This is a genomic window from Glacieibacterium sp. (genome assembly GCF_965200405.1).
Taxonomy (GTDB): Bacteria; Pseudomonadota; Alphaproteobacteria; order Sphingomonadales; family Sphingomonadaceae; genus Glacieibacterium.
Window position 1 is genome coordinate 974,642 of sequence record NZ_OZ241356.1, and the last position, 25,752, is coordinate 1,000,393.

The 25,752-nt window shown below is 67.8% G+C and carries 32 protein-coding genes and 1 tRNA gene; 16 read left to right on the forward strand and 17 right to left on the reverse strand.

Annotated features, from left to right (window positions below; all coding sequences use genetic code 11):
* Positions 1-40: 40 nt before the first annotated feature.
* From ACOFKW_RS04300 to ACOFKW_RS04310, 3 genes are all read right to left on the reverse strand, one after another.
* Entirely contained in the window at positions 41-403 is a 363-nt protein-coding gene (locus ACOFKW_RS04300; RefSeq protein ID WP_419816117.1) for a hypothetical protein, read from the reverse strand.
* Between the two features lie 88 nt (positions 404-491).
* Positions 492-935, reverse strand: a complete 444-nt coding sequence (locus ACOFKW_RS04305; RefSeq protein ID WP_419816118.1) for a hypothetical protein — start codon at positions 933-935, stop codon at positions 492-494.
* A gap of 103 nt (positions 936-1,038) precedes the next feature.
* Positions 1,039-1,401, reverse strand: a complete 363-nt coding sequence (locus ACOFKW_RS04310) for a hypothetical protein (RefSeq protein WP_419816119.1) — start codon at positions 1,399-1,401, stop codon at positions 1,039-1,041.
* 160 nt (positions 1,402-1,561) lie between these two features.
* Between ACOFKW_RS04310 and purB the strand changes: the two genes are divergently transcribed.
* A complete protein-coding gene (gene purB, locus ACOFKW_RS04315; RefSeq protein WP_419816120.1) occupies positions 1,562-2,860 on the forward strand; it encodes an adenylosuccinate lyase in 1,299 nt (432 codons plus the stop codon).
* A gap of 9 nt (positions 2,861-2,869) precedes the next feature.
* On the opposite strand, the gene ACOFKW_RS04320 is transcribed toward purB, so the two are convergent.
* From ACOFKW_RS04320 to fsa, 3 genes are read right to left on the reverse strand one after another with little or no spacing between them, the layout of a single operon-like run.
* Positions 2,870-3,397 (reverse strand): acyloxyacyl hydrolase, encoded by a 528-nt coding sequence (locus tag ACOFKW_RS04320; protein WP_419816121.1) that lies wholly within the window; start codon positions 3,395-3,397, stop codon positions 2,870-2,872.
* Positions 3,398-3,399: 2 nt separating this feature from the next.
* Complete coding sequence (locus tag ACOFKW_RS04325) at positions 3,400-4,317, reverse strand: tyrosine recombinase XerC (RefSeq protein ID WP_419816122.1); 918 nt, start codon at positions 4,315-4,317, stop codon at positions 3,400-3,402.
* A gap of 6 nt (positions 4,318-4,323) precedes the next feature.
* Positions 4,324-4,977: a fructose-6-phosphate aldolase gene (gene fsa, locus ACOFKW_RS04330; RefSeq protein WP_419816123.1), complete on the reverse strand. Its 654-nt coding sequence runs from the start codon at positions 4,975-4,977 to the stop codon at positions 4,324-4,326.
* Positions 4,978-5,079: 102 nt separating this feature from the next.
* Here fsa and ACOFKW_RS04335 point away from each other — a divergent pair, with 102 nt between their 5' ends.
* The gene (locus ACOFKW_RS04335) at positions 5,080-7,272 is read left to right on the forward strand and encodes a primosomal protein N' (RefSeq protein ID WP_419816124.1); all 2,193 of its coding nucleotides are present in this window, start codon (positions 5,080-5,082) and stop codon (positions 7,270-7,272) included.
* 146 nt (positions 7,273-7,418) lie between these two features.
* Here the strand turns inward: ACOFKW_RS04335 and ACOFKW_RS04340 are convergent, their stop codons facing one another.
* Together ACOFKW_RS04340 and ACOFKW_RS04345 are read right to left on the reverse strand one after the other, a co-directional pair.
* Positions 7,419-8,480, reverse strand: coding sequence for a radical SAM protein (locus tag ACOFKW_RS04340; protein ID WP_419816125.1), 1,062 nt, complete (start codon positions 8,478-8,480; stop codon positions 7,419-7,421).
* Positions 8,477-8,812, reverse strand: a complete 336-nt coding sequence (locus ACOFKW_RS04345) for a hypothetical protein (RefSeq protein ID WP_419816126.1) — start codon at positions 8,810-8,812, stop codon at positions 8,477-8,479. The genes ACOFKW_RS04340 and ACOFKW_RS04345 overlap by 4 nt, the downstream gene beginning before the upstream one ends.
* Positions 8,813-9,007: 195 nt before the next feature.
* Between ACOFKW_RS04345 and ACOFKW_RS04350 the strand changes: the two genes are divergently transcribed.
* The gene (locus ACOFKW_RS04350) at positions 9,008-9,751 is read left to right on the forward strand and encodes an SDR family NAD(P)-dependent oxidoreductase (RefSeq protein ID WP_419816127.1); all 744 of its coding nucleotides are present in this window, start codon (positions 9,008-9,010) and stop codon (positions 9,749-9,751) included.
* Between the two features lie 145 nt (positions 9,752-9,896).
* Here ACOFKW_RS04350 and ACOFKW_RS04355 read toward each other — a convergent pair whose 3' ends face one another.
* The 3 genes from ACOFKW_RS04355 to hisG form a co-directional block, all read right to left on the reverse strand.
* Entirely contained in the window at positions 9,897-10,364 is a 468-nt protein-coding gene (locus ACOFKW_RS04355; RefSeq protein ID WP_419816128.1) for a DUF1203 domain-containing protein, read from the reverse strand.
* 67 nt (positions 10,365-10,431) lie between these two features.
* Positions 10,432-11,718 (reverse strand): histidinol dehydrogenase, encoded by a 1,287-nt coding sequence (hisD, locus tag ACOFKW_RS04360; RefSeq protein WP_419816129.1) that lies wholly within the window; start codon positions 11,716-11,718, stop codon positions 10,432-10,434.
* The gene (gene hisG, locus ACOFKW_RS04365; protein WP_419816130.1) at positions 11,699-12,349 is read right to left on the reverse strand and encodes an ATP phosphoribosyltransferase; all 651 of its coding nucleotides are present in this window, start codon (positions 12,347-12,349) and stop codon (positions 11,699-11,701) included. The genes hisD and hisG overlap by 20 nt, the downstream gene beginning before the upstream one ends.
* A 60-nt stretch (positions 12,350-12,409) precedes the next feature.
* On the opposite strand from hisG, the gene ACOFKW_RS04370 reads away from it, so the two are divergent.
* Together ACOFKW_RS04370 and ACOFKW_RS04375 are read left to right on the forward strand one after the other, a co-directional pair.
* Complete coding sequence (locus tag ACOFKW_RS04370) at positions 12,410-13,441, forward strand: DUF2332 domain-containing protein (RefSeq protein WP_419816131.1); 1,032 nt, start codon at positions 12,410-12,412, stop codon at positions 13,439-13,441.
* Positions 13,432-13,998 (forward strand): Maf family protein, encoded by a 567-nt coding sequence (locus ACOFKW_RS04375; RefSeq protein ID WP_419816132.1) that lies wholly within the window; start codon positions 13,432-13,434, stop codon positions 13,996-13,998. Before ACOFKW_RS04370 ends, ACOFKW_RS04375 begins: the two co-directional genes overlap by 10 nt.
* On the opposite strand, the gene ACOFKW_RS04380 is transcribed toward ACOFKW_RS04375, so the two are convergent.
* Positions 13,973-14,830 (reverse strand): hypothetical protein, encoded by an 858-nt coding sequence (locus ACOFKW_RS04380; RefSeq protein WP_419816133.1) that lies wholly within the window; start codon positions 14,828-14,830, stop codon positions 13,973-13,975. The genes ACOFKW_RS04375 and ACOFKW_RS04380 overlap by 26 nt on opposite strands.
* A gap of 146 nt (positions 14,831-14,976) precedes the next feature.
* Here ACOFKW_RS04380 and ACOFKW_RS04385 point away from each other — a divergent pair, with 146 nt between their 5' ends.
* Positions 14,977-15,162 carry a DNA gyrase inhibitor YacG gene (locus ACOFKW_RS04385; protein WP_419816134.1) on the forward strand — a complete coding sequence of 62 codons (186 nt, stop codon included), beginning with the start codon at positions 14,977-14,979 and terminating at the stop codon, positions 15,160-15,162.
* A 33-nt stretch (positions 15,163-15,195) separates the two neighbouring features.
* Positions 15,196-15,270, forward strand: a tRNA-Phe gene (locus ACOFKW_RS04390).
* A 14-nt stretch (positions 15,271-15,284) separates the two neighbouring features.
* Here ACOFKW_RS04390 and ACOFKW_RS04395 read toward each other — a convergent pair.
* The 3 genes from ACOFKW_RS04395 to ACOFKW_RS04405 form a co-directional block, all read right to left on the reverse strand.
* Positions 15,285-16,481, reverse strand: a complete 1,197-nt coding sequence (locus tag ACOFKW_RS04395; RefSeq protein ID WP_419816135.1) for a tyrosine-type recombinase/integrase — start codon at positions 16,479-16,481, stop codon at positions 15,285-15,287.
* Complete coding sequence (locus tag ACOFKW_RS04400) at positions 16,481-17,023, reverse strand: hypothetical protein (protein ID WP_419816136.1); 543 nt, start codon at positions 17,021-17,023, stop codon at positions 16,481-16,483. The genes ACOFKW_RS04395 and ACOFKW_RS04400 overlap by 1 nt, the downstream gene beginning before the upstream one ends.
* Positions 17,024-17,356: 333 nt before the next feature.
* On the reverse strand, positions 17,357-18,037 hold the full coding sequence (locus ACOFKW_RS04405) for a hypothetical protein (RefSeq protein ID WP_419816137.1): 681 nt from the start codon (positions 18,035-18,037) through the stop codon (positions 17,357-17,359).
* Positions 18,038-18,162: 125 nt separating this feature from the next.
* On the opposite strand from ACOFKW_RS04405, the gene ACOFKW_RS04410 reads away from it, so the two are divergent.
* The 8 genes from ACOFKW_RS04410 to ACOFKW_RS04445 all read left to right on the forward strand — a co-directional run bounded on the left by ACOFKW_RS04410 (position 18,163) and on the right by ACOFKW_RS04445 (position 23,733).
* On the forward strand, positions 18,163-18,369 hold the full coding sequence (locus ACOFKW_RS04410; protein WP_419816138.1) for a DNA-binding protein: 207 nt from the start codon (positions 18,163-18,165) through the stop codon (positions 18,367-18,369).
* Between the two features lie 151 nt (positions 18,370-18,520).
* Positions 18,521-18,925 carry a hypothetical protein gene (locus ACOFKW_RS04415; protein WP_419816139.1) on the forward strand — a complete coding sequence of 135 codons (405 nt, stop codon included), beginning with the start codon at positions 18,521-18,523 and terminating at the stop codon, positions 18,923-18,925.
* Positions 18,922-19,215, forward strand: coding sequence for a hypothetical protein (locus ACOFKW_RS04420; protein WP_419816140.1), 294 nt, complete (start codon positions 18,922-18,924; stop codon positions 19,213-19,215). Before ACOFKW_RS04415 ends, ACOFKW_RS04420 begins: the two co-directional genes overlap by 4 nt.
* Positions 19,212-20,192, forward strand: a complete 981-nt coding sequence (locus tag ACOFKW_RS04425; protein WP_419816141.1) for a DUF7146 domain-containing protein — start codon at positions 19,212-19,214, stop codon at positions 20,190-20,192. Before ACOFKW_RS04420 ends, ACOFKW_RS04425 begins: the two co-directional genes overlap by 4 nt.
* A gap of 61 nt (positions 20,193-20,253) precedes the next feature.
* Positions 20,254-21,702, forward strand: coding sequence for a DUF3987 domain-containing protein (locus ACOFKW_RS04430; RefSeq protein ID WP_419816142.1), 1,449 nt, complete (start codon positions 20,254-20,256; stop codon positions 21,700-21,702).
* Between the two features lie 161 nt (positions 21,703-21,863).
* Positions 21,864-22,259, forward strand: coding sequence for a hypothetical protein (locus ACOFKW_RS04435; protein WP_419816143.1), 396 nt, complete (start codon positions 21,864-21,866; stop codon positions 22,257-22,259).
* Positions 22,259-22,600, forward strand: coding sequence for a hypothetical protein (locus ACOFKW_RS04440; protein ID WP_419816144.1), 342 nt, complete (start codon positions 22,259-22,261; stop codon positions 22,598-22,600). The genes ACOFKW_RS04435 and ACOFKW_RS04440 overlap by 1 nt, the downstream gene beginning before the upstream one ends.
* Before the next feature lie 473 nt (positions 22,601-23,073).
* Entirely contained in the window at positions 23,074-23,733 is a 660-nt protein-coding gene (locus ACOFKW_RS04445) for a recombinase family protein (protein ID WP_419816145.1), read from the forward strand.
* A 543-nt stretch (positions 23,734-24,276) separates the two neighbouring features.
* On the opposite strand, the gene ACOFKW_RS04450 is transcribed toward ACOFKW_RS04445, so the two are convergent.
* Positions 24,277-24,771, reverse strand: a complete 495-nt coding sequence (locus ACOFKW_RS04450) for a hypothetical protein (RefSeq protein WP_419816146.1) — start codon at positions 24,769-24,771, stop codon at positions 24,277-24,279.
* On the opposite strand from ACOFKW_RS04450, the gene ACOFKW_RS04455 reads away from it, so the two are divergent.
* Positions 24,758-25,000 carry a hypothetical protein gene (locus ACOFKW_RS04455; protein WP_419816147.1) on the forward strand — a complete coding sequence of 81 codons (243 nt, stop codon included), beginning with the start codon at positions 24,758-24,760 and terminating at the stop codon, positions 24,998-25,000. The two genes, ACOFKW_RS04450 and ACOFKW_RS04455, sit on opposite strands and share 14 nt — an antisense overlap.
* Before the next feature lie 189 nt (positions 25,001-25,189).
* Here the strand turns inward: ACOFKW_RS04455 and ACOFKW_RS04460 are convergent, their stop codons facing one another.
* Entirely contained in the window at positions 25,190-25,669 is a 480-nt protein-coding gene (locus tag ACOFKW_RS04460) for a hypothetical protein (protein WP_419816148.1), read from the reverse strand.
* Positions 25,670-25,752: the final 83 nt, after the last annotated feature.

Sequence of the window (25,752 nt, forward strand, 5' to 3'; positions counted from 1 at the left end):
GCTGTGCGCCGCCCGCCGGGTGATCCGATCGCCTAGACGCTTACTGCGGCGTCGAGGTCGTGCTGTTGGTCGTCGTCGTCGAGCTGCCCATGCGGCCCTTCGACTTGCTCGTCCGGGTCTTCGACTTGGTGGTCGTCGAACCCGACATGCCGGACATGCCGGTGTCGCCGCTCATCGAGCCGTTGCTCATGGCGCCGCTGTTCATCGAACCCGGGGCCATCGCGCCGCCGGTCGAGGCTGCACCGTTGGTCATGCTGCTGTCGCTGCCGCCGGTCATGCCGCCGGGTGCCGACATGCCGCCGGCGCCCATGCTGCCGCCGGCTGCGGCCCCGCCGGTCGTCTGGGCGGCGACCGAGGTTGCGGCGATGAGTGCGGCGGCAGTGAGGATCAGAGTGGTCTTCATGGCGAAGTTCCTATTCTTGTCGGCTTGGGATCAAGCGGGAAGAAAAAGGGGCCGCCGAAGCGACCCCTGATCCAGTCAAGTTTTTAGTTTACTGCGGTGTCGCCGGCGGGGCTGGCGGTGCCGGCGGGGTGTCGAGCGCGGCGCCCGGAGCCGGAGCCATGCCACCCGGGGCGGGGGCCATGCCACCCGGCGCGGCTGCACCGGCATCCGGCGTCATGCCACCCGGACCTGCGGCTGGACCACCGGCGGGACCGGCTGCTGCACCGCTGGACGGCGCCATGGCACCGGCATCGTTGGCGCCGCCCGTCGTCGCGCCCGCACCCATCGAACCGGGCACCGGTGCGGCCGCGCCGCCCATGCCTGCGCCGGCGGTCGCCGAGGCGAGCTGCTTGGCGTTGAGATCCTTGGTCGCCTCGACGGCCGCGGCGGTCGAAGCCGAGCTAGCACGTGCCTTGCGCATCGGACGCGCATCGGCAGCAACCGAGGTGAGAGCGAGTGCGGCGGCTGCCGCTGCAATGATAATTCGGGTCATGTCATTCTCCTGAAATTGCCCTGCCCCGTTGACCCCCTAACGCCTGCTCGGTCGAAATTGTTTCGAGACGGCAAACGCCGGGTCAGTCGACAGGCGGATAAATTTAGCGTGGCGGGATCGCGGGCTTGGTCGCCGCGGTGCCGCTGGTGGCCTCGCCGCCCATGCCGCCGACATTGGTGCTCGGCGTCGCTGCGATCGGCGGTGTCGCACCGACCATCGGGCTGCTCATCGGGCTGTTCATCGGCGCCGGCGTCATCGGTGCGGGCGTCCCCGGCGCTGCGCCGATCGCATCGCGCCCGGTCATCGCCCGGTCACCGGTAGTGTTCAGGCCGCTGCCGACGCCGCCATTTGTCGTCGCCGAGGGCGAGCCGATCGAGCCGGGTGCCGGGACGCCGCCCACCTGGGCCTGCGCCACGCCGGCCAGTGCCAGCAGTGCCGCGCCCGCAATTCCGTGATATATCTTCATCGCTTGCCTCCTTGGCGACAGGCCATGGACTTTCGCCCCTGGTTCGCGATCAATTAACCATCCGCTCACCGCCAAGTTGCTCACCCGGTCGCGTTGTCGGGGCGCCTGACCCTGTGCTAGTGCGGCAAATTCGCCGTCAGTCCCCCCGAAAGCCCCGCCCATGATCCCGCGCTACTCACGCCCTGAAATGGTGGCGATCTGGGAGCCCGAAGCGCGTTTCCGCATCTGGTTCGAGATCGAGGCGCACGCAATGGACGCGCTGGTCGAGCTCGGCGTCGTGCCCGCCGATGCCGCGAAAGCGGTGTGGGAGCGCGGCAAGTTCGAGGTCGCCCGCATCGACGAGATCGAGCGCGAGACCAAGCACGACGTCATCGCCTTCCTGACCAACCTGGCGGAGCATGTCGGCGAGGAGGCACGCTTCGTCCACCAGGGCATGACCAGCTCCGACGTCCTCGACACCTGCCTCGGCGTCCAGATGGCGCGCGCCGCCGACCTGATGATCGCCGATATCGACGCGCTGCTGCTGGTGCTCAAGCGCCGCGCCTATGAGTACCGCGATACGCCGACGATCGGCCGCAGCCACGGCATCCATGCCGAGCCGACGACCTTCGGGCTCAAGATGGCGCAGGCCTATGCCGAGTTCGACCGCTGCCGCGCCCGGCTGGTGCTGGCCCGGGCCGAGGTCGCGACCTGCGCGATCTCCGGTGCCGTCGGGACCTTCGCCAACATCGACCCCTTCGTCGAAGAGCATGTCGCCAAGGCGATGGGCCTGACCATCGAGCCGGTCAGCACCCAGGTCATCCCGCGCGACCGCCACGCCATGTATTTCGCCACGCTGGGCGTCGTCGCCGGCTGCATCGAGCGCCTAGCGACCGAGGTCCGCCACCTGCAGCGCACCGAGGTTCTGGAGGCGGAGGAGTATTTCTCGCCCGGCCAGAAGGGCAGCAGCGCGATGCCGCACAAGCGCAACCCGGTGCTGACCGAGAACCTCACCGGGCTGGCGCGGCTGGTGCGCGGCATGGTCACCCCGGCGCTGGAGAATATCGCGCTGTGGCACGAGCGCGACATCTCGCATTCCTCGGTCGAGCGGATGATCGGGCCGGATGCGACGGTGACGCTCGACTTCGCGCTCGCCCGCCTGACCAACGTCATGGACAAGTTGGTGGTGTATCCGGAGCGGATGCTGGCCAATCTCAACAAGATGGGCGGGCTGGTCCATTCGCAGCGCGTCCTGCTGGCGCTGACCCAGGCCGGCGCGTCGCGGGAGGCGAGCTACACGCTGGTCCAGCGCAACGCGATGCAGGTCTGGCAGTCGGACGGCAAGCTGCAGCTGCTCGACCTGCTGCTCGCCGATCCGGAGGTGACGGCGTATCTGCCGCCCGAGCAGCTCAAGGCGCTGTTCGACCTCGGCTATCACCTGAAGCACGTCGAGACGATTTTCGCCCGCGTCTTCGGCTGAACGCCGCGCCTAGCGGCCGAAGCGGTAGACCAGTCGCCCGCCGAGGGTGTCGAGGCCGGGGTTCTGCCCGCCGAACACCTGTGCGTGGCTGAGGTGGACATAGGCGACCTCCGCCGCGAACCGGCGCGACAGCTGGACGCCGAGCGCCAGCTCGGGCTCGAACAGCACCCGCGAGCCGAGGTACAGCCGGTCGTCGCGAACCTGGTACTTGGCGCCGGAGCCGTCGTGGATGGCGACGCCGAGGCCGGGCTGGATGTAGAAGCGCCCGCCGAACGGGAAGCGCAGGCTGGCCCCCGCCGCGGCGAAGTCGACGCCGTGGTTCAGGTTCACCGAGCCGAGGACATGCAGGCGGACGTCCGCGCCGAGGAACCGGGCGACCGGCGCGCTGCGGGCGCCCGCGACAAGGTCGGTGCCGCCTTCGTAGCGGCCCGAGACCAGCCCGAAATCGAGGCCGTGTGCGGCGACCCCCGCGAAGATCTCACCCGCGGCGGCGGGGGTGGCGAGGGTCAGCGCGAGCAGGACGGCAGGTTTCAGCATGGTCAGGCTCGCGGATGGGCGTTGCGGTAGACGTCGAGCAGCTGCGCCGCATCGACCTCGGTGTAGATCTGCGTCGACGACAGGCTGGCATGGCCGAGCAGCGCCTGGATCGAGCGCAGGTCGGCACCGCGCGCCAGCAGGTGGGTCGCGAAGCTGTGGCGCAGCGCATGCGGTGTCGCCGTCGCCGGCAGTCCGAGCGCGGCGCGGGCCCCCGCCATCGCGGTGCGGATCAGCTCCGGGCGCAACTGCCCGCCTTTTGCGCCGCGAAACAGCGCCTCCGACGCCGACACCGGCCAGGGACTGAGTTGCAGATAGGCGTCGACCGCCTCGCGCACCTGCGGCAGCAGCGGCACGACGCGGATCTTGCGGCCCTTGCCCATGACCGACAGTGTCTCGCCGAGCGGCAGGTCGGCCCCGGTCAGCGACAGCGCCTCGGCGATGCGCAGGCCGGCACCGTACATCAGCAGCAGCACGGCGGTATTCCGCGCCGCGATCCACGGCAGCGCCGCCTCGTCGCCGACCCAGTCCGCCAGCGCCAAAGCTGCATCGGGGGCGACGGGACGCGGCACCCGGCGTGGCACCTTGGGGCTCTTCAACCCCGCCAGCGCATCGCGCGAAACGCCGTGGCTGCCCGCCGCCCAGGCATAGAAGGTGCGCAGTGCCGAAACCTCGCGCGCCACCGAGGCATTGGTCAGCCCGTCACCCTGCCCGCGTCGGAAGGCGAGATAGGCGCGGAAGTCGGCCAGCGTCAGGCCGCTCAGCATCGCCGCATCGGGCTCGCCGCCCTGCTGCCCACCGATGAACGCGACGAAGGCGTGCAGCGTCGTCGCATAGGCGCGCAGCGTATGGGCCGAGCGCCGGCGCGCGTCGCCGAGGCTGGCGAGCCACTCGACCACCATAGCGGTGGCCGGCTTGCTCATGCGGCTTTAGACAATTGACTGGCCGGTCTTGAGCCAATCCTCGGCGAAAGTGGCGAGGCCCTTGTCGGTCAGCGGATGGTGCGCCAGCGCGCGGATCACCGACGGCGGCATCGTCGCGACATCGGCACCCAGCTTGGCGGCCTGCAGGACATGGACCGGGTGGCGGACGCTGGCGACCAGGATCTCGGTGCCGAAGTCGTAATTGTCGTAGATCGTGCGGATATCTTCGATCAGCGTCATGCCGTCGAAGCCGATGTCGTCGAGGCGACCGACGAACGGCGAGATGAACGCCGCCCCCGCCTTGGCCGCGAGCAGCGCCTGATTGGCCGAGAAGCACAGCGTCACGTTGACCGTGACGCCCTCGTCCGCCAGCCGCCGGCAGACGGTCAGCCCGTCGAGCGTCAGCGGCACCTTGATGCAGATGTTGTCGCCGAGCTTGCGCAGCACGTCGGCCTCGCGGAGCATCTCGTCGACGCTCAGCGCGACGACCTCGGCGGAAACCGGGCCGGGGGTGAGTGCGGCGATCTCCTTGATGACTTCGAGGAAGTTGCGCCCCGACTTGTGGATCAGGCTGGGGTTGGTGGTCACCCCGTCGACGAGCCCGGTGGCGGCGAGTGCCGCGATCTCGGCGGTATCGGCAGTGTCGACGAAGAACTTCATGGGGCGGCCTTTGCGGGATTTGGCGCGCTTCTAAACGCGTGGGAGGGGCGCGTCGACCCACTCGCCGCTTTGCATCCCCGTCGCGGCCATCCTATCTCCCCGATGATGCCCCCCGCCATTTCCAGAGTTCGCGTCGCGGTGCTCCAGCATGGACTGGGCGCGCTCGACTATGCGGTGCCCGAGGGCATGGACCTCGCGCCCGGCGATGTCGTCGTCGTGCCGCTGGGGCCGCGCGAGATCACCGGCGTGGTCTGGGATGCCGAGCGGCTGACGGCGAAGGACGTGCCGATCGAAAAGCTGCGCCCGGTGCGCGGCCGGCTGGAGGTGCCGCCGCTGGCCGAGCCGCTGCGCCGCCTGATCGAATGGGTCGCCGACTATTACATGGCGCCGCTGGCCGCGGTGATCCGCATGGCGCTGTCGGTGTCGTCGGCGCTGGGCGGCGACCGCAGCGTCGTCGAGTACCGCCCGACCGGCGTCGTCCCGGCGCGCGCGACGCCGCAGCGGACGCAGGCGCTGGAGCGGCTGGGCGAGCGGCAGGGCTCGGCGCGCGACCTGGCACGGATTGGGCAGGTGTCTGAGGCGGTGATCCGCGGGCTGGTCAGTTGCGGCGCGCTGGAGCCGGTGATGGTCGCCGCCGATGCGCCGCTGCCGGTGCCGCAGCCCGGGTTCGCCGTGCCGGACCTGGAGGCCGGGCAGGCGGCGGCGGCGCAGACCCTGGTCGAGGCGGTGGCGGCGCGGGCGTTCGCGCCGGTGCTCCTCGACGGGGTGACGGGGTCGGGCAAGACCGAGGTTTATTTCGAGGCGGTGGCGGAGGCGTTGCGGCAGGGCGGGCAGACGCTGGTGCTGGTGCCGGAGATCGCGCTGACCGCGCCGTGGCTCAGCCGGTTCGAGGCGCGGTTCGGCTGTGCCCCGGTGGCGTGGCATTCGGACCTGCGCAGCAGCGAGCGGCGGCGGGTGTGGCGCGCCGTGGCGAACGGCGAGGCGCGCGTGCTGGTCGGGGCGCGCTCGGCGCTGTTCCTGCCGTTCGCCGACCTGCGCCTGATCGTCGTCGACGAGGCGCACGAGACCAGCTTCAAGCAGGAGGAAGGCGTCCATTACCACGCGCGCGACGTCGCGGTGATGCGGGCCCAGCTGGAGAGCGTGCCGGTGATCCTGGCGACCGCGACGCCCGCCATCGAGACGCGGGTCCAGGTCGAGCGCGGGCGCTACACCCGGCTGGAGCTGCCGTCGCGCTTCGGCGGCGCGACGCTGCCCGACATCGCCACCATCGACCTGCGCCATGCGCCGCCGGACCGGGGCCGCTGGCTCAGCCCGCCGCTGCTCCATGCCTTGCGCGATAATCTGGAGCGCGGCGAGCAGTCGCTGCTGTTCCTCAACCGCCGTGGCTATGCGCCTCTGACGCTGTGCCGGGCCTGCGGCGAGCGCATCCAGTGCCCGCAATGCACCGCCTGGCTGGTCGAGCACCGGCTGACCCGTCGCCTGATGTGCCACCATTGCGGCTTCACCACGCCGCCGCCGCCCGCCTGCCCCGCCTGTGGGGCGGAGGGCATGCTGGTGCCGTGCGGGCCGGGGGTCGAGCGCCTCGCCGAGGAGGTCGCGCAGGTGCTGCCCGACGCCCGGGTGGCGCTGGTGACGTCGGACACGATCTTCTCGCCGGCCCGCGCCGCGGCATTGGTCGCGGCGGTCGAGAACCGCGAGATCGACCTGCTGATCGGCACGCAACTGGTCACCAAGGGCTATCACTTTCCCGGGCTGACGCTGGTCGGGGTGGTCGATGCCGACCTCGGGCTGGCGGGCGGCGACCTGCGCGCCGGGGAGCGCACCTTCCAGCAGATCGCCCAGGTCGCGGGGCGAGCCGGGCGCGGCGACAAGCCGGGGCGGGTGATGCTGCAGACCCACCAGCCCGAGGCGCGGATCATGCGCGCGCTGGTCGAGTACGACCGTGAGGGTTTCTACGACGCCGAGACCGAGCAGCGCCGCGAGGTCAACGCACCGCCGTTCGGGCGCTGGGCCGGAATCGTCGTCTCGGGCGAGGACGAAAGCGCCGTCGCCGCCACCGCCCGCACCATCGCCCGCGCCGCACCGCGCGATGCGCCCGCTGGCGAGGAGATCACCGTGCTCGGCCCCGCCCCCGCGCCGCTGGCGATGCTGCGCGGCCGCCACCGGCACCGCCTGCTGGTCCAGGCGCGGCGCTCGACGGGGTTGCAGGCGGCGCTGCGGGCGTGGCTCGGCAGCGTCGAGATCCCGGCGAGCGTGCGGGTCACGGTGGACGTGGACCCGTACAGCTTCATGTGACCCTCGCTGCCCCCTCCCCCCACGGTGAGCGCTTGCGAACCGAGAGTGGGGAGGGTCGGGGTGGGGGTTCTCTGGGTCGGTCCGCGCGCAAGGGCCCCCACCCCGGCCCTCCCCACTCTACGCTTCGCGTGGGGGGAGGGAGCAGATCACGTCCAGTATAATATGCGCGCGGTCGGCAGCCTTGCCGCGATCTCCGCCTCGAAGAACCCCCGCAGCGTCCGCATCGTCGCCGCATCATAGACGTGCTTCACCGAGCCGAACTTGGTGCGCTTTTCCGCCCGGTTCGCCGCGCCCATCTCCAGCTTCGACCCCGGGTACCAGCTCTCCAGCACCGCCTTCGACCCCGGCGTGTAGCGGTGGGTGATCAGTTCGATGGTCAGGTCCAGCCCGGGCACCGTCGCCAGCGCCTCGGCAGCCTGCGCGATCAGCGTCGCATAGGCGAGCTCCCACCCCTCCGCCGCGATGATCGGCGCGATGGTCAGCCCGATTGGATAACCGGCGTGGCCCATCTTCGCGAGCCCCGCCAGCCGCGCCGCGACCGGGCTGGTGCCGCCTTCGTAGCGCGCATACAGCGCCGGGTTGATCGAGGCGCGCATCCGCGTCCGCCCGCCGTGCTCGAGCCCGAGCAGCGGCTCGACCGCGTCGAACTTGGTGGTGAAGCGCAGCTGGGTCGGCACCTGCCACGCGCCGAACCAGCCGATCATCGCCGACAGCGAGCCGGTCAGATGCTCCAGCGCCAGCGGGTCGGTATAGCAGCTCGCCTCGAAGGTCGTGCCCTCGTGCGCCCGCGCCGACGAGCGCGAGGTGATGGTGCCCTCGCCGAGGTGCCGGGGCAGCTCCGCGATGATCTCGGGCAGGTTCGCATAGGCGCGGGTGATTGGCGGGCCTTTCAGCGACCCGGCGAGGTAGCAATAGCTGCAGTGTGCCGGGCAGCCTTGCGCCAGGTCGACGCGCCAGTCGGCGGACGGCGCGATCGGTTGCAGGCGCAGCTTCGACGGCGGCGCGACAACTACCGCCAGCGTCTGCTTCGCCGCCGCATAGGCGCGGCGATCGTCGTCGGGAAAGCCGAGCGCCAGGCGATCGGTCGGCAGTTCATCGACCGCGATCCCCAGCCCGGCGGCCCGCTCCGCAATCGCGATGCCATGTGCCCAGTCGCGCGCCGAACGGGTCAGAAGCACGCGTTTCGGCTGCCACAAGCGCCCGGTCACGCCGGCTCTCCGGCGACGCCCGCGTACCAGTCGGCATAGTCGGTGTTGCGCGCCATGTGGCGGTTGAGGTCGGGCGCGCCGTCCTGCCACCACACCGGGCCGCGCTCCCCCAGCCCCTGCTTCGCCGCATCGACGCGCGCGCGGGCGTCCGCTTCCGCCGCCTTGTCGTCATGACGCCGGGCGATGCCGACATCGCGTCGCGCGGTCATCAGCTCCCGGACCAGCGCCTCGCGTGCGCCGGGCTTCAGCGCCGGGTCGGAGGTCCGCCACAGCCGCCCGCGCACGACGAAGTAGCGACCGTCGGGCGTGACGGGGTAGTCGGCATGATCCATGCGGGATCAACGCCTTGCGCCGTGCGCGGCTCAACCGGACCCGATGGCCGCGTTGCCGCAGTTCGAAATCGCACCGGCGACGGTTGCAGAAAATCTATTCGGCGCCGTGCTAATCCTTCGTCGCAGACGGCGTGCGGCACCCCACATCGCTCCTTACGGCGACGCATCGAGCCTCGCCCGAACAGGACATTCCCAATGACAACTCCAGTCGTGCTGATCACCGGCGCCCTGACCGGGATCGGTCGCGCCACCGCCTTCGCCTTTGCCCGCGACGGTGCCAGCGTCGTCGTCTCGGGCCGCCGGGACGAGGCCGGCGCGGCACTGGTCGCCGAGCTGCGTGCGCTGGGCGGCGAGGCCGAGTTCATCCGCGCCGACGTGCGCCACGAGGACGACGTCAAGGCGCTGGTCGACGGCACCGTGGCGCGCTTCGGCCGCCTCGACGTCGCGGTCAACAATGCCGGCACCGAGGGCACGCCGGGGCCGCTGACCGGGCAGACGCCCGAAAGCTATGCCGCGGTATTCGACACCAACGTGCTCGGCGTGCTGCTCAGCCTCAAGCACGAGCTTCGCGTCATGCAGGCGCAGGGCAGCGGCAGCATCGTCAACGTCTCGTCGGTCGTCGGCAAGAAGGGCTTTGCCAACGTCTCGGTCTATGGCGCGAGCAAGTTCGCGGTCGAGGGCCTGACCCGCTCGGCGGCACTCGAGGCGATCACCCACGGCGTCCGCGTCAATGCCGTCGCCCCCGGGCCGATCCAGACCGCGATGTTCGACCGGTTCGCCGGTGACGAGGCCGCCAAGGCCGAGTTCGCCAAGACCGTACCGGCGCAGCGGCTCGGCGACGCCGAGGAAATCGCCCAGACCATCGTCTTCCTGGCGAGCGACAAGGCCAAGTTCCTGGTCGGCCAGTCGGTCGCGGTCGACGGCGGCTACACGGCGTAGCGCCTTCTACCCCTCCCCTGCGGGGAGGGGCGAGAGACGACGCGCAGCGGCGGCCCGGGGGTAGGTTATCCCGCTCGAGAAGCAAGACCCACCCCCGGGCCGGCTGCGCCGTCTCTCGCCCCTCCCCTGAAGGGGAGGGGTAAGGTCAGGCCCGCTCGACGCGCGCGGCGAAGCAGCCGGGCCGTGCGTTGTGGAGGTGGATGTACGAGGTCGCGGGATCGGCGAACAGGCGCTCGATCAGCACCGCGACCTCGGCTCCGGTGGCAAGATCGGCACCGGTCATCAGCCCGGCCTCGTCATAGCCGCGCGCCGAGATCAGGCGGCGGGCGATGACCTCCGGAACCTCGCCGGGCTCGGGGTGCGCCTGCGCCGCGCCTTCGCGGACGTAGATCGCGTGCGCGGCGCGGTACGGCGAAGCGACCGGCAGGTGCTCGTGGTTGAGCAGCAGCAGCGTCTCGCCGATCGCCGCGTCGGCAAGGCTGACCCGGCACGGGAAGCCCGGCATCGTGTCGGCGACGCGCCGGACGATGTGGCGCCCGGCAAGCTCCGCGTCTGACAGCCCGAACAGCGGCGCGAACGGTGCCGGATCGAGCGCGATGATCTGAAAACTCATGGAAATCTCCCTCGGCAGAGGGATAGTCGCCATGCAGCGCCGCGTCTGGCGGTTTACGGATGTCGCATCACAGGCGGACGCGCACCGAGGCGGCGTGCGCGGGCAGACCTTCCGCATCGGCCAGCGTCGCCGCCGCAGGGCCGATCGCTGCCAACCCGGCGGGGCCACAGTCGAGGAAGGTCGTGCGCTTCATGAAGTCGGTCACCGACAGCCCCGAGGCGAAGCGCGCGCGCCGCCCGGTCGGCAGGACGTGGTTGGGACCACCGACGTAATCGCCGGCAGCTTCCGGCGTGTGCCGCCCGAGGAACACCGACCCGGCGTGGCGCAGCTTCGCGAACATCGCGTGCGGATCGTCGACCATCAGCTCGACATGCTCCGGCGCCAGCGCATCGACCAGCGGCACCGCGTCGTCGAGGCGGGCGACCAGGATGATCGCGCCATAAGCTTCCCAGCTGGCGCGGGCGACGTCGTGGGTGGCGAGCAGCGGCAATTGGCGCTTGACCTCGGCGGCGACGGCATCGGCGAAGCGCGCGTCATCGGTGATCAGGATCGACTGGGCGGTGCGGTCGTGCTCGGCCTGGCTGAGCAGGTCGGCGGCGACCCATTCGGGGTTCGAGGCGCCGTCGCTGACCACGACGATTTCGGACGGCCCGGCGACCATGTCGATGCCGACGGTGCCATACAATTGGCGCTTGGCCTCCGCGACCCAGGCGTTGCCGGGGCCGACGATCTTGTCGACCGGGGCGATGGTCGCGGTGCCATAGGCCAGCGCCGCGATCGCCTGTGCGCCGCCGATGCGGTGGATCTCGGTGATGCCCGCCAGTTGCGCCGCGGCCAGCACCAGCGGGTTGAGGCGGCCATCGGGCGTCGGCGTCACCATCACCAGCCGCTCGACTCCGGCGACGACGGCGGGAATGGCGTTCATCAGTACCGACGACGGATAGCTGGCAAGGCCGCCCGGTACGTACAGCCCGGCGGCCTCGACCGCGGACCAGCGGTAGCCGGCGCGCACGCCCGCCGCGTCAGTGGCGTCATGGTCGGCGGGGCGCTGGGCGGCGTGGAAGGCGCGGATGCGGGTCGCGGCGAAGTCCAGCGCGGCGAGCGTCTCGGCGGGGACCTGCGCGCGGGCGGCGTCGATCTCGGCGGCGGTGACGACCGACCCCGCGCTCAGGTCGATGCGGTCGAAGCGCTGCGTCAGCTCGGCAACCGCGGCGTCACCGCGGGTGCGGACATCGGCGATGATCGCGGCGACCTTGGCGGCGACGTCCGAGTCACCATCCCGGCGCGCCTCGACCAGCGCGCGGAACGCGGCGGCGAAGCCGGGGGCGGCGGCGTCAAGCCTGAGCGGCGGCACGGAAACGCTCGATCCACGGCACGACGGCGGGGTTGGTCTTGAAGGCGGCGCGGTTGACGATCAGCCGCGAGCTGACCTCCGCCACCGTCTCGACCTCGACCAGGCCGTTCTCGACCAGCGTGCGCCCGGTCGAAACCAGGTCGACGATACGCGGCGACAGGCCGAGCAGCGGCGCCAGTTCCATCGCGCCGTTCAGCTTGATGCACTCCGCCTGCACGCCGCGCGCGCCGAAATGGGCGCGGGTGATGTTGGGGTATTTGGTGGCGACGCGAACATGACTCCAGCGCCGCGGATCATCGGTCGCGGCCATGTCGGCAGGCTCGGCGACCGACAGGCGGCAGCGCCCGATGCCGAGGTCGACCGGCGCGTAGATCTCGGTGAAGCCGAACTCCATCAGCACGTCGTTGCCCGCGATCCCGAGCTGCGCCGCGCCGAACGCCACGAAGGTCGCGACGTCGAAGGCCCGCACCCGGATCAGCGCGACACCGGGCAGATTGGTCGCGAATTTCAACGCACGGCTGTCGTCGTCGCTGAACGACGCCTCGGGGATGATCCCGGCGCGCGCCAGCACCGGCAGCGCTTCCTTGAGGATGCGGCCCTTGGGCAAGGCGATGATGAGTTCTTCGTTCACGCCGCGGTGGGTAGCGGCGACGACGTTGCGCGTCCAGCGCCGTGCTGCCACAGGAGCGCGATGACCGAGGCCGAGATCCGCACCGCGTTCGCCAGGGAGGGTGTGGCCTGCCGCCAATTCGGTGCCGAGTTCAGCGCCCGGCTGCGTGGTGGCCTGGCAAATTTGCTCGACCGCAGCAGCCGTGTCGGCGCGCGCGTGCTCGACTGGCCGGGCGACCCTTATGCCGATGCGCTGCCGGTACGCCTCGCCGCCGGGCTGAACGCGCTGGTCCAGGCGGGGCAGCTGCCGGAGCTTGCCGCGCACTTTCCGCCGCATGCCCCGGGCGACGATGCGAGCTTCGATGCGGCGCTGTCCGCGGCGCTCCACGACGACCGCATCGACGCCTGGCTCGACGGTGCGCCACAGACCAACGAGGTGGCGCGGTCGGGCGTACTGATGCCCGGGCTGCTGGCCATCGCCGCGGCGACCGGCCTGCCGCTGGCGCTGTTCGAGCTTGGCGCGAGTGCCGGGTTGAACCTACGCCTCGACAGCTATGCGTATGACCTGGGGGGCCTGGTGCTGGCGCCGCCTGCTGCGCCGATCCGGCTGGCGCCCGCATGGGACGGCCCACCGCCGCCCGCCGCGGACCTGCGCATCGTCGCGCGGCGCGGCGTCGACCTCAACCCGCTCGACGTCACCGACGCGGCGCACCGGGAGCGCCTGCTCGCCTATGTCTGGCCCGAGCAGGTCGAGCGCGTCGCCCGGTTGCAGGCCGCGCTGGAGGCCGCCGCACTCGATCCACCGACGCTCGACCGGGGCGATGCCGCCGCGTGGGTCGAGGAGCGCGTCGCGCCGGTCGAGGGCCGCTGCACCGTCGTCCTGCACAGCATCGCCTTCCAGTATTTCCCCGCCACCACGCAGGCGCGCATCGCCGCCCACCTCGAAGCACAAGGGGCGCGCGCCACCGCGACTGCGCCGCTGGCGTGGCTGCGCTACGAGTTCGACAGTCCCGAGGCCGCGGCATTGCCGACGCTGCGCCTGCGCCTCTGGCCCGGCGAAGACCGCCTGCTGGCGCACGCCCACCCCCACGGAGCGACCGTCCAATGGCTTTGATCCTCGCCTCCGCCAGCCCGCGCCGGGTCGAGATGCTGGCGCGGCTGGGGATCGTCCCCGATGCGATCGAGCCCGCCGACGTCGACGAGAGCTGGACCGCGGCGGAACTGCCCGGCCCCCATGCCTCGCGGCTGGCGGCGGCCAAGGCGGCGGTCGTCGCGGCGCGCCACCCCGACGCGATCGTGCTGGCCGCGGATACCGTCGTCGCCGTCGGGCGCCGCGTGCTGCCCAAGGCCGAGGACGAGGCCGAGGCGCGGCAGTGCCTGCAACTGCTGTCGGGCCGCCGCCACCGTGTCTTTACCGGCGTCACGCTGATCGCCGGCGGCCGGGCACGCCACCGGCTGTCGACCACCGCCGTGATCTTCAAGCGCTTCGATGCCCCCGAGATCGACGCCTATCTCGCCGCCGGCGAATGGCGCGGCAAGGCCGGCGGCTATGCCATCCAGGGCCGCGCCGAGGCGTATGTCCGCGCTATGTCGGGCTCGTGGTCGGGCATCGTCGGCCTGCCGCTGTACGAGACGCGGGCATTGCTCAAGGCGGCGGGCCTCGATGTCTGAGGCGCTGATCGACCACGGCATCGGCGAGACCCGCGCCATCGTCATCGAAGACGACCGAATCGTCGAGGCGCATGTCGAGCGCGACGACGAGCCGCTGCGCGTCGGCGACGTCTGGGCCGCCCGGCTGGTCAAGCAACTGGTTCCCGGCAAGCGCGGCATCGTCGAGGCCGGCGGCGTCGAGGCGCTGCTCGAGCCGCTGCCCGCCGGGCTGACCGAAGGCGGGCTGGTCCGCGTCGAGGTCGTCCGCGAAGCCATCGCCGAGGCCGGCCGCGCCAAGCTCGCCAAGGTCCGCACCCAGGCCGGCACGGTGCGTGGGCCGGGCCGCATCGCGCATGGCCCCAGCCTCGCCGAGCGGCTGGCGAGCGCCGGGCACAAGGTCCGCGACGTCGGCCTCGCCCTCGACGATCCGTTCGAAGCCGCCGGCTGGAGCGAAGTCGCCGAGACCGCTGCCACCGGTCACGTCACCTTCCCCGGCGGCCTGCTGACCATCTCCCCGACCCCGGCGATGACCGTCATCGATGTCGACGGCCCCGGCGAGTTGCGCGCGCTGGCCGAGGCGGCGGCGGTCGCGGCGGCACAGGCGATCCGGCGCTTCGGCATCACCGGCTCGATCGGCATCGACTTCCCGACCGTCGCCGACAAGGCGGCGCGTACGCACCTCGGCGAGCTCCTCGACGCGTATCTGCCGGCGCCGTTCGAGCGCACCGCGGTCAACGGCTTCGGCTTTGCGCAGATCGTCCGCCCGCGCCTGCGCTCGTCGCTGGTCGAGCGCTTTCGCTTTGAAATGGTCGCGACCGCCGCGCTGGCCCTGGCGCCAGGCCCTGCGCGCCACCGGGCCGGGGCTGCGCGAGCTTACCGCCGCCGCGTCGGTGATCGACTGGCTCGCCCCACGCCCCGAACTGGGCGACGAACTGGGCCGTCGCACGGGTGCGGTTATCCGGTTGAACGCGGCGCCCGGCCTCGCCATATCGGCGGGATATGTCGCAGTCCTCCCCCGCTGAACCGAAATGCCCGCTGTGCCGCCACCCGGCCAGCGCGGTGCACACGCCCTTCTGTTCGGCGCGCTGCAAGGACCGCGACCTGCTCGCCTGGCTGGGCGACGGCTATGCCATTCCCGGTGAGCCTGTCGATATGACGCTGGACAACCCCGACCACCACGACTAAATCCGCCCTTCGCCGCGCGGTAAGCCGCGTGCCGCCCGGGTAGCTCAGGGGTAGAGCAGGGGATTGAAAATCCCCGTGTCGGTGGTTCAAATCCGCCCCCGGGCACCATTCTTTACAATGACTTAGGCAGCTTTTGCCGCGCTCGAATTTTCGGGCGCGGTGACTTCACGGTGAGTTGCGCCAGAATTGCCCATGTCGAGCGCCGCAGTGGCAGCGTCGATATCTGCCGCGTCGACGTGGGTGTAGCGCAGCACCATCGCCACCGTTTTGTGGCCACTGACCTTCATGATTGTGGGGATGTCGGCGCCGGCTCGGACCAGGCGCGTTACCGCGGTATGCCTCATGACGTGCGGGGTCACTGCTTTAGCGTCGAGCCCGGCCGCCGTTGCCGCCCGGCGGAAGCTGGCAGCAAAGCATTTGCGGCGACCTTCCTTCGTGTCTTTGACCTTGGCCGGGAACAGCCAACCATCGGGCTTAGCAGCCTGCTTCCGCTCGGCCTCGAGCTTGGCTGCGAGGTCGGCGGGGATCGGCTGCTCTCGGCTGCCGGCCTTGGCCAAGGGCACGAAGATACGCCTGCGGGCGAAATCGATCTGAGGCCACTTGATCGAGGTGATCTCGTCGTGCCGCATGCCGGTGCCCAAGCCGATCGCAACGAAGATCCACAGGTCCCCATCCTGGTCGGCGATCGAGGCGGCCATCAGCGCGTCGCACTGCGCCTGGTTGAGCGCGATGATGCGTCCCTGCCCCTCACGCGCACGGTCGATCGTCGGCACGTCGTCACGCTTGATCCATCCCCAGCGGGCCGCCGAGCGCGTCAGGTGGCTCAGCGTCGCCAACTCGCGATTGATCGTCGCGTCGGCGGCTTTCGCGTCCCGACGGGCCTTTCTGTAGCCCTTCACGGCAAAGTCGGTGATCTTGTCGAGCCGCGTTTTGCCGAAGTGCGGTTTTAGATGGAGCGCGAGCTGGCGTTCTTTCCGAGTGACGTTCTTGCCGGCGCTGTCTTTGAGCCGGGTGATGTAGTCGTCTGCTGCCTCGGCGAAGAGCAGCTGAACCTTGCGGCCTTTCGGCAGGTTGAGCCGACCCGAACGGGCATCGGTGCGCGCCTGCTCAATGTAGGTCTCGGCCTGGGCGCGAGTGACGCCTTCCGACTCGCGCCCAACAACCCGGTGGATGCGCTGGCCGTCGCACAGGACGTCGACGCTGTAGCGCACGTCACCGTTGCTGAGACGCTCGGCGATGATCCCGTGCTCCGCAATCCGTCCACCATTCGCCAGAGCGCGGATGGCAGGGCGCGTGAGGCGGGCAAAGCGAAGAGACACTACACACCTCTCGGAATTATGGCGTGAGGGGCCAGTTGCCGGATTGGGGGAAGATCGGGCGCAAGCTCTGCAACGATCTCTGTGGCGAGGGCTGCGCCGATATCGGCGAGCTGTGCGGTTCGCATCGTGTATCGTTCCACGACGGCATCACGTTCAGCGTCAGAATTCGCCTCGCGCAACATGGCCTTGAACTCGGCCGCGTCGCCGAGCGAGCCGAAGCGCCGCATAAGCTCTGCGACTGCTGCCTGCGACATGGCGAACGCCTCCCGACTGGCATTCCAAGGGCCCTCGGTGATTTCCTCGATGTCCTCGAAAACTTTGGCAAGAAGCCAGAAGAACCGAGACGCTCCCGCCTGAGGATCGACATACTGCTCTTGGCGTGAGGCCTCGAGGCGACTTTCGACCTCTTGGGTAAACGACCGACCAGCCGCAGTCGCAGAAGCCTCAAGGAAATCACGCAGGTCCTGTCGAACCTTGATGCTGATGGCCGCCCGCTTAGGCGTCTCCCCGTGAAGTGGCCGGCCGCCAGGGTTCTTCGCCAAGGTGTAACTCCATCTTTCCTCACCCCTTCCATATGCAGAAACCGCTTGCAAGCCCCGGATGGTACCCATAGGTTCCCGCATACGCAGCGTGTGAACTATCCTGGAGGGCGAGATGCCGAGTGTCGAAATGGTCAAGGTGCGGGTGCTTCCCGACGGTCGGCTGACCCGCGAGGATGCTGCAACATTCCTCGGACGGAAGGCTAAGACGTTGGCCGAGTGGCAGAGACTGGGCGTCGGACCGCGCTCACTCATGGTTGGAGGCCGGCGCTTCTATCAGCTCGCTGACCTTGAAGCATTCGTAGCGCGCGGCCCTGCGAATTGACGGACCGTGCCTCATCTCCGCAGCTTTTTGCCTGAAAACCGTAAGAAGTGCTCACCGGCGATTTCGCCACCTGCAGCTTCTTGCGCGCGCTTCTGTTCTCCAGTGGGCACCAGCGTGTCCAATCGCGCCAGGGCCGCGCGCACATCTTCAAACTGCAGATCGATGGCATCTGCGATCCTCTCAGCGTCTGGATCGTCCTTGCTTGCCGACCGCGCAGCCGTTGCGACCGATGCGCCCGGCTTCATTGCGAGCAGTCGACCTACATACGAGCCTTTCCGCTGCGGTACCTCATCTTCGATCTTCTTAAGCGCCGCGTCGACGTCCGCTTGGGCTTCAATAATCTCGGGGGTCAGCAAAGGCCGGTTGACCTCGAGAAGTGAGTTCACCGCCGCTTTTACGGCCCAGAACGTCTCAATGTCCTCGTCCCACCGGCCTCCGTTCCGCTCTTCGATCGAGCGGGCCGAAGCGACGGCCAGGTGGAAGAAGGCGCCGTTGTGAGAGCCTCCCCGGTAGGAGTCCTCGTCGAACGTCCGCTGCAGGCGCGCTTCAACTTCCTGCGTGAGCGACCATCCCCTCGCGTCGGCTGCTTCTTCAAGCTGCGTCCGCATAGCGGGCGATGTGCGCATGTTCAGAGGCGCCCGCTTCACTTCGGGTCCTTGGCGGGGACGGCCGCCACGGTTCTTCTCAGTCATACCATCGCTCCCAAGGGTTTCTGCGTAATGCCAGAGTACATCTACCCTTTCAAGTACCATCCGGCACCCGTAGGTAACATCGTGCACCGAGGTTACGTTTTCCCCGGTGCTGACGAGGAGTTGGTATGATCGACCAGGTAAAGGTGCGTGTTCTGCCCGATGATCGAGTTGACCGTCTTAACGCGGCGCTCGCGCTCAACCGGTCGCCGAAGACGCTCGCAGAGTGGCGCCGTCTCGGCATCGGCCCCCGAGCGTTCAATGTGGGTGGCCGAGTGTTCTATCGTTGGTCCGAAGTGCAGGCTTTCGGCGCCGGCGAAAAAGTCGCCGCTTGATGCGCCCTCAGGCGGTGACATCGCCCGATTGCGATGCGGCCCGCCACCTCTCTCAACGGAGCGGTGCACGGGCCACGGATTGCAGTGCTTTGGCGGGCGCCTGCAATCGGACTGATACCACGGCGCAGGATTTGCTGGAAGGCGGTTCCGAATGACCGCGGTACCCGAACGCGACGTCCAAAAGCTGCGCAAGATCGCCGGGCTACTGGGCAGTGAAGTCGATGCAGAAGCGATCGCAGCACTCTTCGCAGCTAGGTCGCTAGCAGCGCGATGCGGCGTTCCGCTGATCGAAGCTCTTTCATCCGCCCTCGTCGTAGCGGTACGCGCCAGGCAGAGCTCGACCGCATGGAACCCGGAACCAGCGCCGACCACAGCCGCATGGGTTCGCAAGGTCATGACCTGCCGCGACGCACCTCAACTCTTCAACTCCGAGGCTCGCGATTTCCTGCGCAACCTGAGCGAGCAACGTCGAGCACCGACGGCCAACCAGATGAAGTGGCTGGACGATCTGCACGATCGAGCAATCCGCCACTTTAACATGGGGAAGGCAGCATGAGCTACGTTGTCCCCATTGGCCGCCGACCGGTTCGCGCTGTCGTCATCCGGCCGTCAAACGGAAACCGATACGCCTACACGGTCGCGGCGATGGTCTGCCCTTCTGCCCGCAGCAAGGCCAGCTACCTCGATCAGCGGCGAGTATACGGCACCAACGATCTAGCCGAGGCGCTGCGCACTGCGCTGCTGGAGGCTGCACGAACCGGCCTGCCTGTCATCGATCTCGTTTCCCCGCCTCGACGCGGCCCTAGCGGGCCCAGCGGCGGCGGTGGCTGCAGGATGGCAGCATGATAGCCGGCCGCACTCACCCCACATTCGACCGCATCGACGTGGAAGCCATCAAGGCTCAAGTCTCGCTGCGTGACGTGGTTGCCCGGCGTGTCCAGCTCAAGCCGCGCGGTCGCGAGTTTCTCGGCCTATGTCCCTTCCACGACGAGCGGACAGCATCGTTCGGCATCAGCGAAGACAAGGGCATGTTTCATTGCTTCGGCTGCGGTGCGAACGGTGATGTGATCCGGTTCGTCATGCTGTCCGAGGGGCTTGAGTTCCTCGAAGCGGCCCGATGGCTGCAGGGTGGCGACTTCCCCGCCGTCGATCCGTTGGTGAGGCAAGCGGCACTAATCCGGGACGACGCCGAACGGCTGGCAAAGATCGCGGACGCGCAAGCGCTTTGGTCGTCGGCGATACCAGCCGCCGGAACGCCCGCCACGGTTTACGCTCGGTCCAGAGGCATTACGGCACCGCTGCCAGGCTCGATCCGCTATGCCCGCACCTGGGCTTGGAAAGACTACGACACCGGCAAGGTCGGGCCCGAGCTGCCCGCTCTGGTCGGCGCGGTGCAGGACGTGTCGGGCAAAGTCATGGGGGTGCAGCGCATCTTCCTGAAGCCGGACGGCAGCGGGAAGGCGGACATGCGCGCTCCAAAGCGGAGCCTTGGCCAATTGGCAGGTTGCGCGATGCGCTTAGGTCGAGCCGCACCCCACATCGTGGTGGTCGAAGGCCCGGAGGACGGCCTGACACTCGCGCAGGGCTTGCCCGACGTGTCGATCTGGGTCGCGTGCGGAACGGCGATGATGTCGCTGCTCCAGCTGCCCGAGGTAGTGACGACAGTGACGTTGGCCGGCGACAACAACGCGCCGGGTCGCTTCGCGGTCGAGACGGCGGGAGCGGCTTTCGTGGCGCAGGGTCGTGAGGTCCGGACGATGTTCCCGGATCCTGCCTTCGCCGATTTCAACGATGAGTTGCGGGGTATTCGCAGTGAACGCTAGTGCTGCCGCGCGGGCGTTTCGTGGAGCAACGCCGCTCCACCAGCCTTTCGACGTGTCTGTCTTGGCGGCGGGTCGACGCGAACCTCCGGCGTTCCCGATCGGGATTCTTCCCGACAGGCTCCACGCCCTGGGCGTAGACTATGCCGACGGAGCCGCGGCGCCGTTCGACTATGTCGCGCTCGCCATGATCGGCACGGTGGCAAGCGCGATAGGAGGTTCTCGCAAGGTGCAGGCCTACGCGGGGCACTCGTGGACCGAACCGTCGATCCTGTGGATGGGCGCGGTTGGCGATCCGTCGTCGGGCAAGAGCCCCGCTATCTCCGCAATCATCGAGCCGCTTCGCGATATCGAGCAGGAATATGCGCGAGACTTTGAGGAAACGTTGCGACGGTTCGAAACCGACGAGGAATACGCCAAGCTCGAGCGCAACGCGTGGCTGGCGCAGCTGAAGGACGCGAAGAAGGAGGGGCACGCCGCTCCGACGATGCCGGCCGGTGCAGTGGCGCCGGTGAAGCCACAGCGGCCGCGCCTCGTCGTCCAGGACTCAACGCCAGAAGCCGTCGCCGCGGTACTCGTCACCAACCGTCGGCTGATGAGCTACCGAGACGAACTTGCCGGCTGGTTCCAGAGCTTTGATCGGTACGCGCCAGGCGGCCGGACGCAGTGGCTCGAAAGCTATGGCGGCCGGCCTTACGCGATCGACCGCAAGAACTCGGACGTTCCTATCGTCATCCCGTTCAACGGCGTCTCCGTCCTCGGCGGCATCCAGCCCGACAAGCTTTCCTCGGTCGTGCTGTCCGGTGACGACGACGGACTGGCTGCCCGCTTCTGCTGGTCGTGGCCGAAGCCAGTGCCGTACCGACGGCCGCGCAATGTCGCCGACCCAATCCTGTGGCCGCGCGTCCTGCGCAAGCTGGTGTTCCTGCCGTTTGGAAGGGATGAGGCCGGACAAGATCAGCCTATCGTCGTGCCGCTCGAGGAGGAGGCTTCGGTGATCTTCGCGGAGTGGCGGGCCGTGAACGCCAGCTCGGCCAATGACGCCGGGTCCCTTTTCAAGTCGCATGTCGGCAAGCTCCCGGGCATTGTCCTTCGGCTTGCGCTGGCGCTGGAGTTCATGGATTGGGCTTTGGCCGTCGACCAGCCCGAACCAGACACGGTGTCGGCAATGTCGATCATCCGGGCTCGTGATTTCACCGACCAATACCTGAAGCCGATGGCGATGCGGGTGTTCGGCGACGCCTGCCTCCCAGACCGGGAGCGTGACGCCGCGACAGTCGCACGCTGGCTGCTGCGGTCGAGGCAGCGGATCGTCAACCTGCGCGACATGAGGCGGGCACGACTGCCCGGCCTCGATCTCGCCGAGCCGCTGCAGGAGGCTGTGGAAATACTCGTCGAGGGCGGGTGGCTTACAGATGTCGGTGACCGCCAGGGAGCGGGGGCTGGTCGGAAGGCCAAGGATTACGCGGTCAATCCTGCGGTGTTCACCACCGATTTCAGTGAGCTGGAGTGAGGCTAATGGCACTAACGGCACTAATGGCACAGGCCCCGTGCGTCGCTCTCAATGCTATCGGCGCTAATGACCTAACTAGCTAAATATTTAATAAGAAAGGATATTATTCTATTATGCGTAAAATACAGGGTCGGAGGCGGAGCCAGCAGGATGGAGAGAAAGTGATGGTCTGTGCCAATAGTGCCATTAGTGCCGATAGCCCGGCGATTGTGGCCCATGCGCTCGGTGTTCTGAACGAAGTGCCAGACACCACCTGGGCCCGCGCTGTGTTCAAGGCGTTGCGCGCCACGGCTATGGCCACGCTGGCTAGCCGTGCGGCCGGGGTGAAATCGGAGCCGGCAGACCTGTCGAAGGCTGTCGATCCACGCGCAATTATCGAGGCCGAGGCCGCTGCTGCCAGGCTGCTCAACGCAGCGGCCGGTGCTGCGCTCGCTCTGCTGTCGACGCGTACCCCGACAGCTACAACGCTGGAGATGGTAGGCGCTGTCGCCCAGCTGACGGCGGCGCTGGTGGATCAGCGGCTCGTTGCAAGCAACGACAGCGTGGAGAAGGTCTAATGGCGTTCGTAAAAGGCCAGAGCGGCAATCCTAGCGGCAAGGCGAAGGCAGTGCTGCCGGACGGTCGAACGCTCAGCGAACTGGCACGAGAGCTTACCATTGAGGCGCTGGACGTCGCCGCGGTGATCATGCGCGATCCAGCAGCTCCGCATGCCGCCCGCGCGTCTGTGGTCTCGATGATCCTGGATCGCGGTTGGGGGCGGCCGGCGCAGTCGCTGACTTTGTCCGGCGATGCAGAAAACCCGCTTCATACGCGTGTCGCCTTGGAGAGCTTGAGCGAGGCGGAACTGCGGGTGCTGGCCAAGATCAGGCTCGAAGACGATGCGACGGTTGCCGCGTGAGCTACACTCGAGCGGCAACGGGCCTTGGCGGCTGGTCGCGGTTGTGGCTGGTGCTGACTGTCGTCTGGGCCGTCGTCGTGTCAGCGTCGGCATACACGACCAGACCCGCGCGAGAGAACTACGTCATAATGCCAGAGAGCAGTTCGGTTACAACGGAAGCGGACGCGATGACCGATACGGCCGGGCAGACCGAAGAGCAAGCCTGAGTGGTCCAAAGCTCCAATCGTTGTCGAAGCGTCTTCAGAGCCGATCGTCGACATCGCCGCGTATGCATCTGCAGTTCGCAATGCTTGGACCCGGTGGCTTGAGACGCTGCTTATCCCGCCTCTCTGCGTCGCATTTGCGATGGTCGCATCCCGCTGGATCTGGCGCGGTTTCGCTCGCCGATGAGTGCTTGTGCAATCTCAATACGACCGTATAGTATTTATACAGTCAGGGATTGCACGATGAAGACGATGGTTTCATACATCCGAGTGTCGACCCAGTCGCAGGGCCGGTCTGGCCTGGGCATCGAAGCGCAGCGCGAGATGATCCGTCGCTTTGCCGACGCCGAGGATTGCACCGTCGTCGCGGAGTTCGTTGAGGTCGAGACCGGCAAGGGCGGTGATGCGATCGACCGCCGGCCGCAGCTCGCCGGCGCCCTAGCGCACGCCCGTAAGGCCGGCGGCGCCGTCCTGGTCGCCAAGCTTGATCGCCTGTCGCGCGACGTCCACTTCATCAGCGGCCTGATGGCACAGCGGGTGCCATTCGTCGTCGCCGAGCTGGGCGCTGACACCGACCCGTTCGTCCTGCACCTTTACGCAGCCCTCGCCGAGAAAGAGCGGGCTCTGATCTCCGACCGCACCAAGGCGGCTCTAGCGGCAAAGAAGGCCCAAGGCGTGAGGCTCGGCAATCGCACGAACCTCGCGGACGCCCAGGCCCTTGGCAGCGCCAGCAACCGCATTGTCGCCGACGGCTTTGCGGCGAACGTCCTGCCGATCGTGGATCAGATCACCGCGGCAGGCATGACAACTCTGCGACAGATCGCAGAGGCGCTCAATGCGCGAGGCATTCGCACGGCTCGTGGCGGCGAGTGGCATGCTACGACCGTGCGGAACCTCCAATCACGGCGAATAGAAGCTGGAGCATTGTAGCAGGGCCGTCGACGTCGCTCGCCCTGCTACCTAGACCGGTCTTCCAATGCATCTAACCGATCTCGGGCATCTACCGCTGCGGACCCGTCGTGCGCCTCCGCTCGGGCGATATTGATCACTTCGCGTCGCTGTGTGTCGTTGAGGCCTGGCTCTTTCTCGCACGCCTGCAGAGGCAGTAGAACTATGGAAGCTGCTAAAAGGCGACGCTTAAATCCCACAGCGCTTGCTCCCTCAACTCGTGATGCAATACCGGCCGCCGCGTGCGCAGTGACCCCATCGAAGTTTCAGTGCCATGTTGAGCCACGATCGGACCGGAAGGAAGCCGCGAACTTCCTCCCGGCCCTGCCTTAACCGCTCATGGGAACGGCTAACGCTTGGCGATCTTCCCAGTTGGTACCGGGCATTGCTTGCATTCTCTGCGGGTGTTGCTGCCGTAATTCGAAAAGCGCCGCCTTGTCAGCGGCACTCAGTTCTCGATGGTTGTTATCGCGGGCTTACGGCAGGCGTGAACCGCCAGCGAAAGGGCTGTTGGCAGCGAGCCGCTTAAGAGAAAGCCATCTCAAAAAATCCGTCGCGACTAATCGTGAGATTGGACTGACCGATTATGTCCATGCCGATGATGGCATCAAACCAATAGCTTGGGGCGATGTCGATCACTTCGACTGGTCTGTCCAGAGCATAATATGTCTTATTGCTCTCTTGGCCGCGGGACACGTGACCCCGTTCACACCAGAACCCCATGTTCACCCAAAAGAGATAATGCAGGTTCTGATCATGGACATTCTTGATTGCTTTTTTGCCATGCCAATGCAGATGCTCTGCGGCTATCGTAGAGCGCGACAAGCACGAACGTTGCGCCCCTGTGTCGATAAGGGCCCGGTAGGTGTTTATTGGAAAATGGGAAAACGGGGCGTGGGCCCCGTATTCTTTAGCTTGGTCTACAAGCGGCGAAATCCCGATTTCGACTATCGCCTGCCTGTTCTCAATACGGCCCCGAGCCGCCAACGTACGAGTAGAATCCGAGATGCTCTGGCTCATCGGCGACTTCCTGAACAGAATATCCGCCGTGACCGAATTGGCGCATGCCAATCAACGTGGCGTCAAGAGAAGTGTCGAAAAAGTCTACGACTTTCTCTTTATGCATAAGGGCAAACTTACCAGCATGCAGCGGGACAAGGCCAGGGAGCATTCCTACGAACGCGTCGTAATTACGATCGACCTCGCCCGCTTCTATCAAATTCATTTCCCGGCTCCTTACCGTCTCTGACGGTAAACGCAAATCATGCGGCTGTGAATCCCCTAAAAAAGTTATCCACATATTTGCCCACACACCTACCGCGCAATCTCCCACAATTTGTACTGCCCGCCCCCTGCTCCAACCGCAGCCCCGCATCCGCTGCTTCCCGATCGGGCGCAAAATGCCCCGAACAGCCGACTTCAAACTGGTTGTGCCAGCTTAGCCCGGCGTCATCACCATCATCGCCTCGGCAATCGCGCCCATCAGCACCGGCCGCGGCACCGGCACACCTACAGAGACATACCCCGGATTGAACGCCCGCCGCGTCCCGTATCGCTCGACCCACGCCCGGCCGCGCTGCCGCCAGGCCCGCTGTAGGGGCGCTACCGGAAGCAGGTAGCAGACCCCCGACGGCGCATAGGCATAAGCGATGAAGTCACAGGCTAGCGGCTTCTGGATCCAGCCCGGGACATGCCGCGCCTCATCCGACCATTGTTCGAGCAGGACGTCAGGCCAATTCTCCATGCGAACCTTCTCGTCGACGGTGTAGGTTCGCCCGCATTCAAGGGTGAGGATGCGGTCGATGCCGCCTCGCTGCGCCCAGCCGTCCTGCCGCACCGACACCGCCGTCACTAGCCGCGGGAATGCTCGACGGTAGATCGGCAGCCACCAGTCGGCGTCTGCGAACTGTTCCGACAAAGCCAGGCTCTCAGCGAAGCGGTGCAGACGCGGCAAACCCGCCGACGCACGGTGGCGGTCGGCGGGCGGCTGATTGGCGGCTA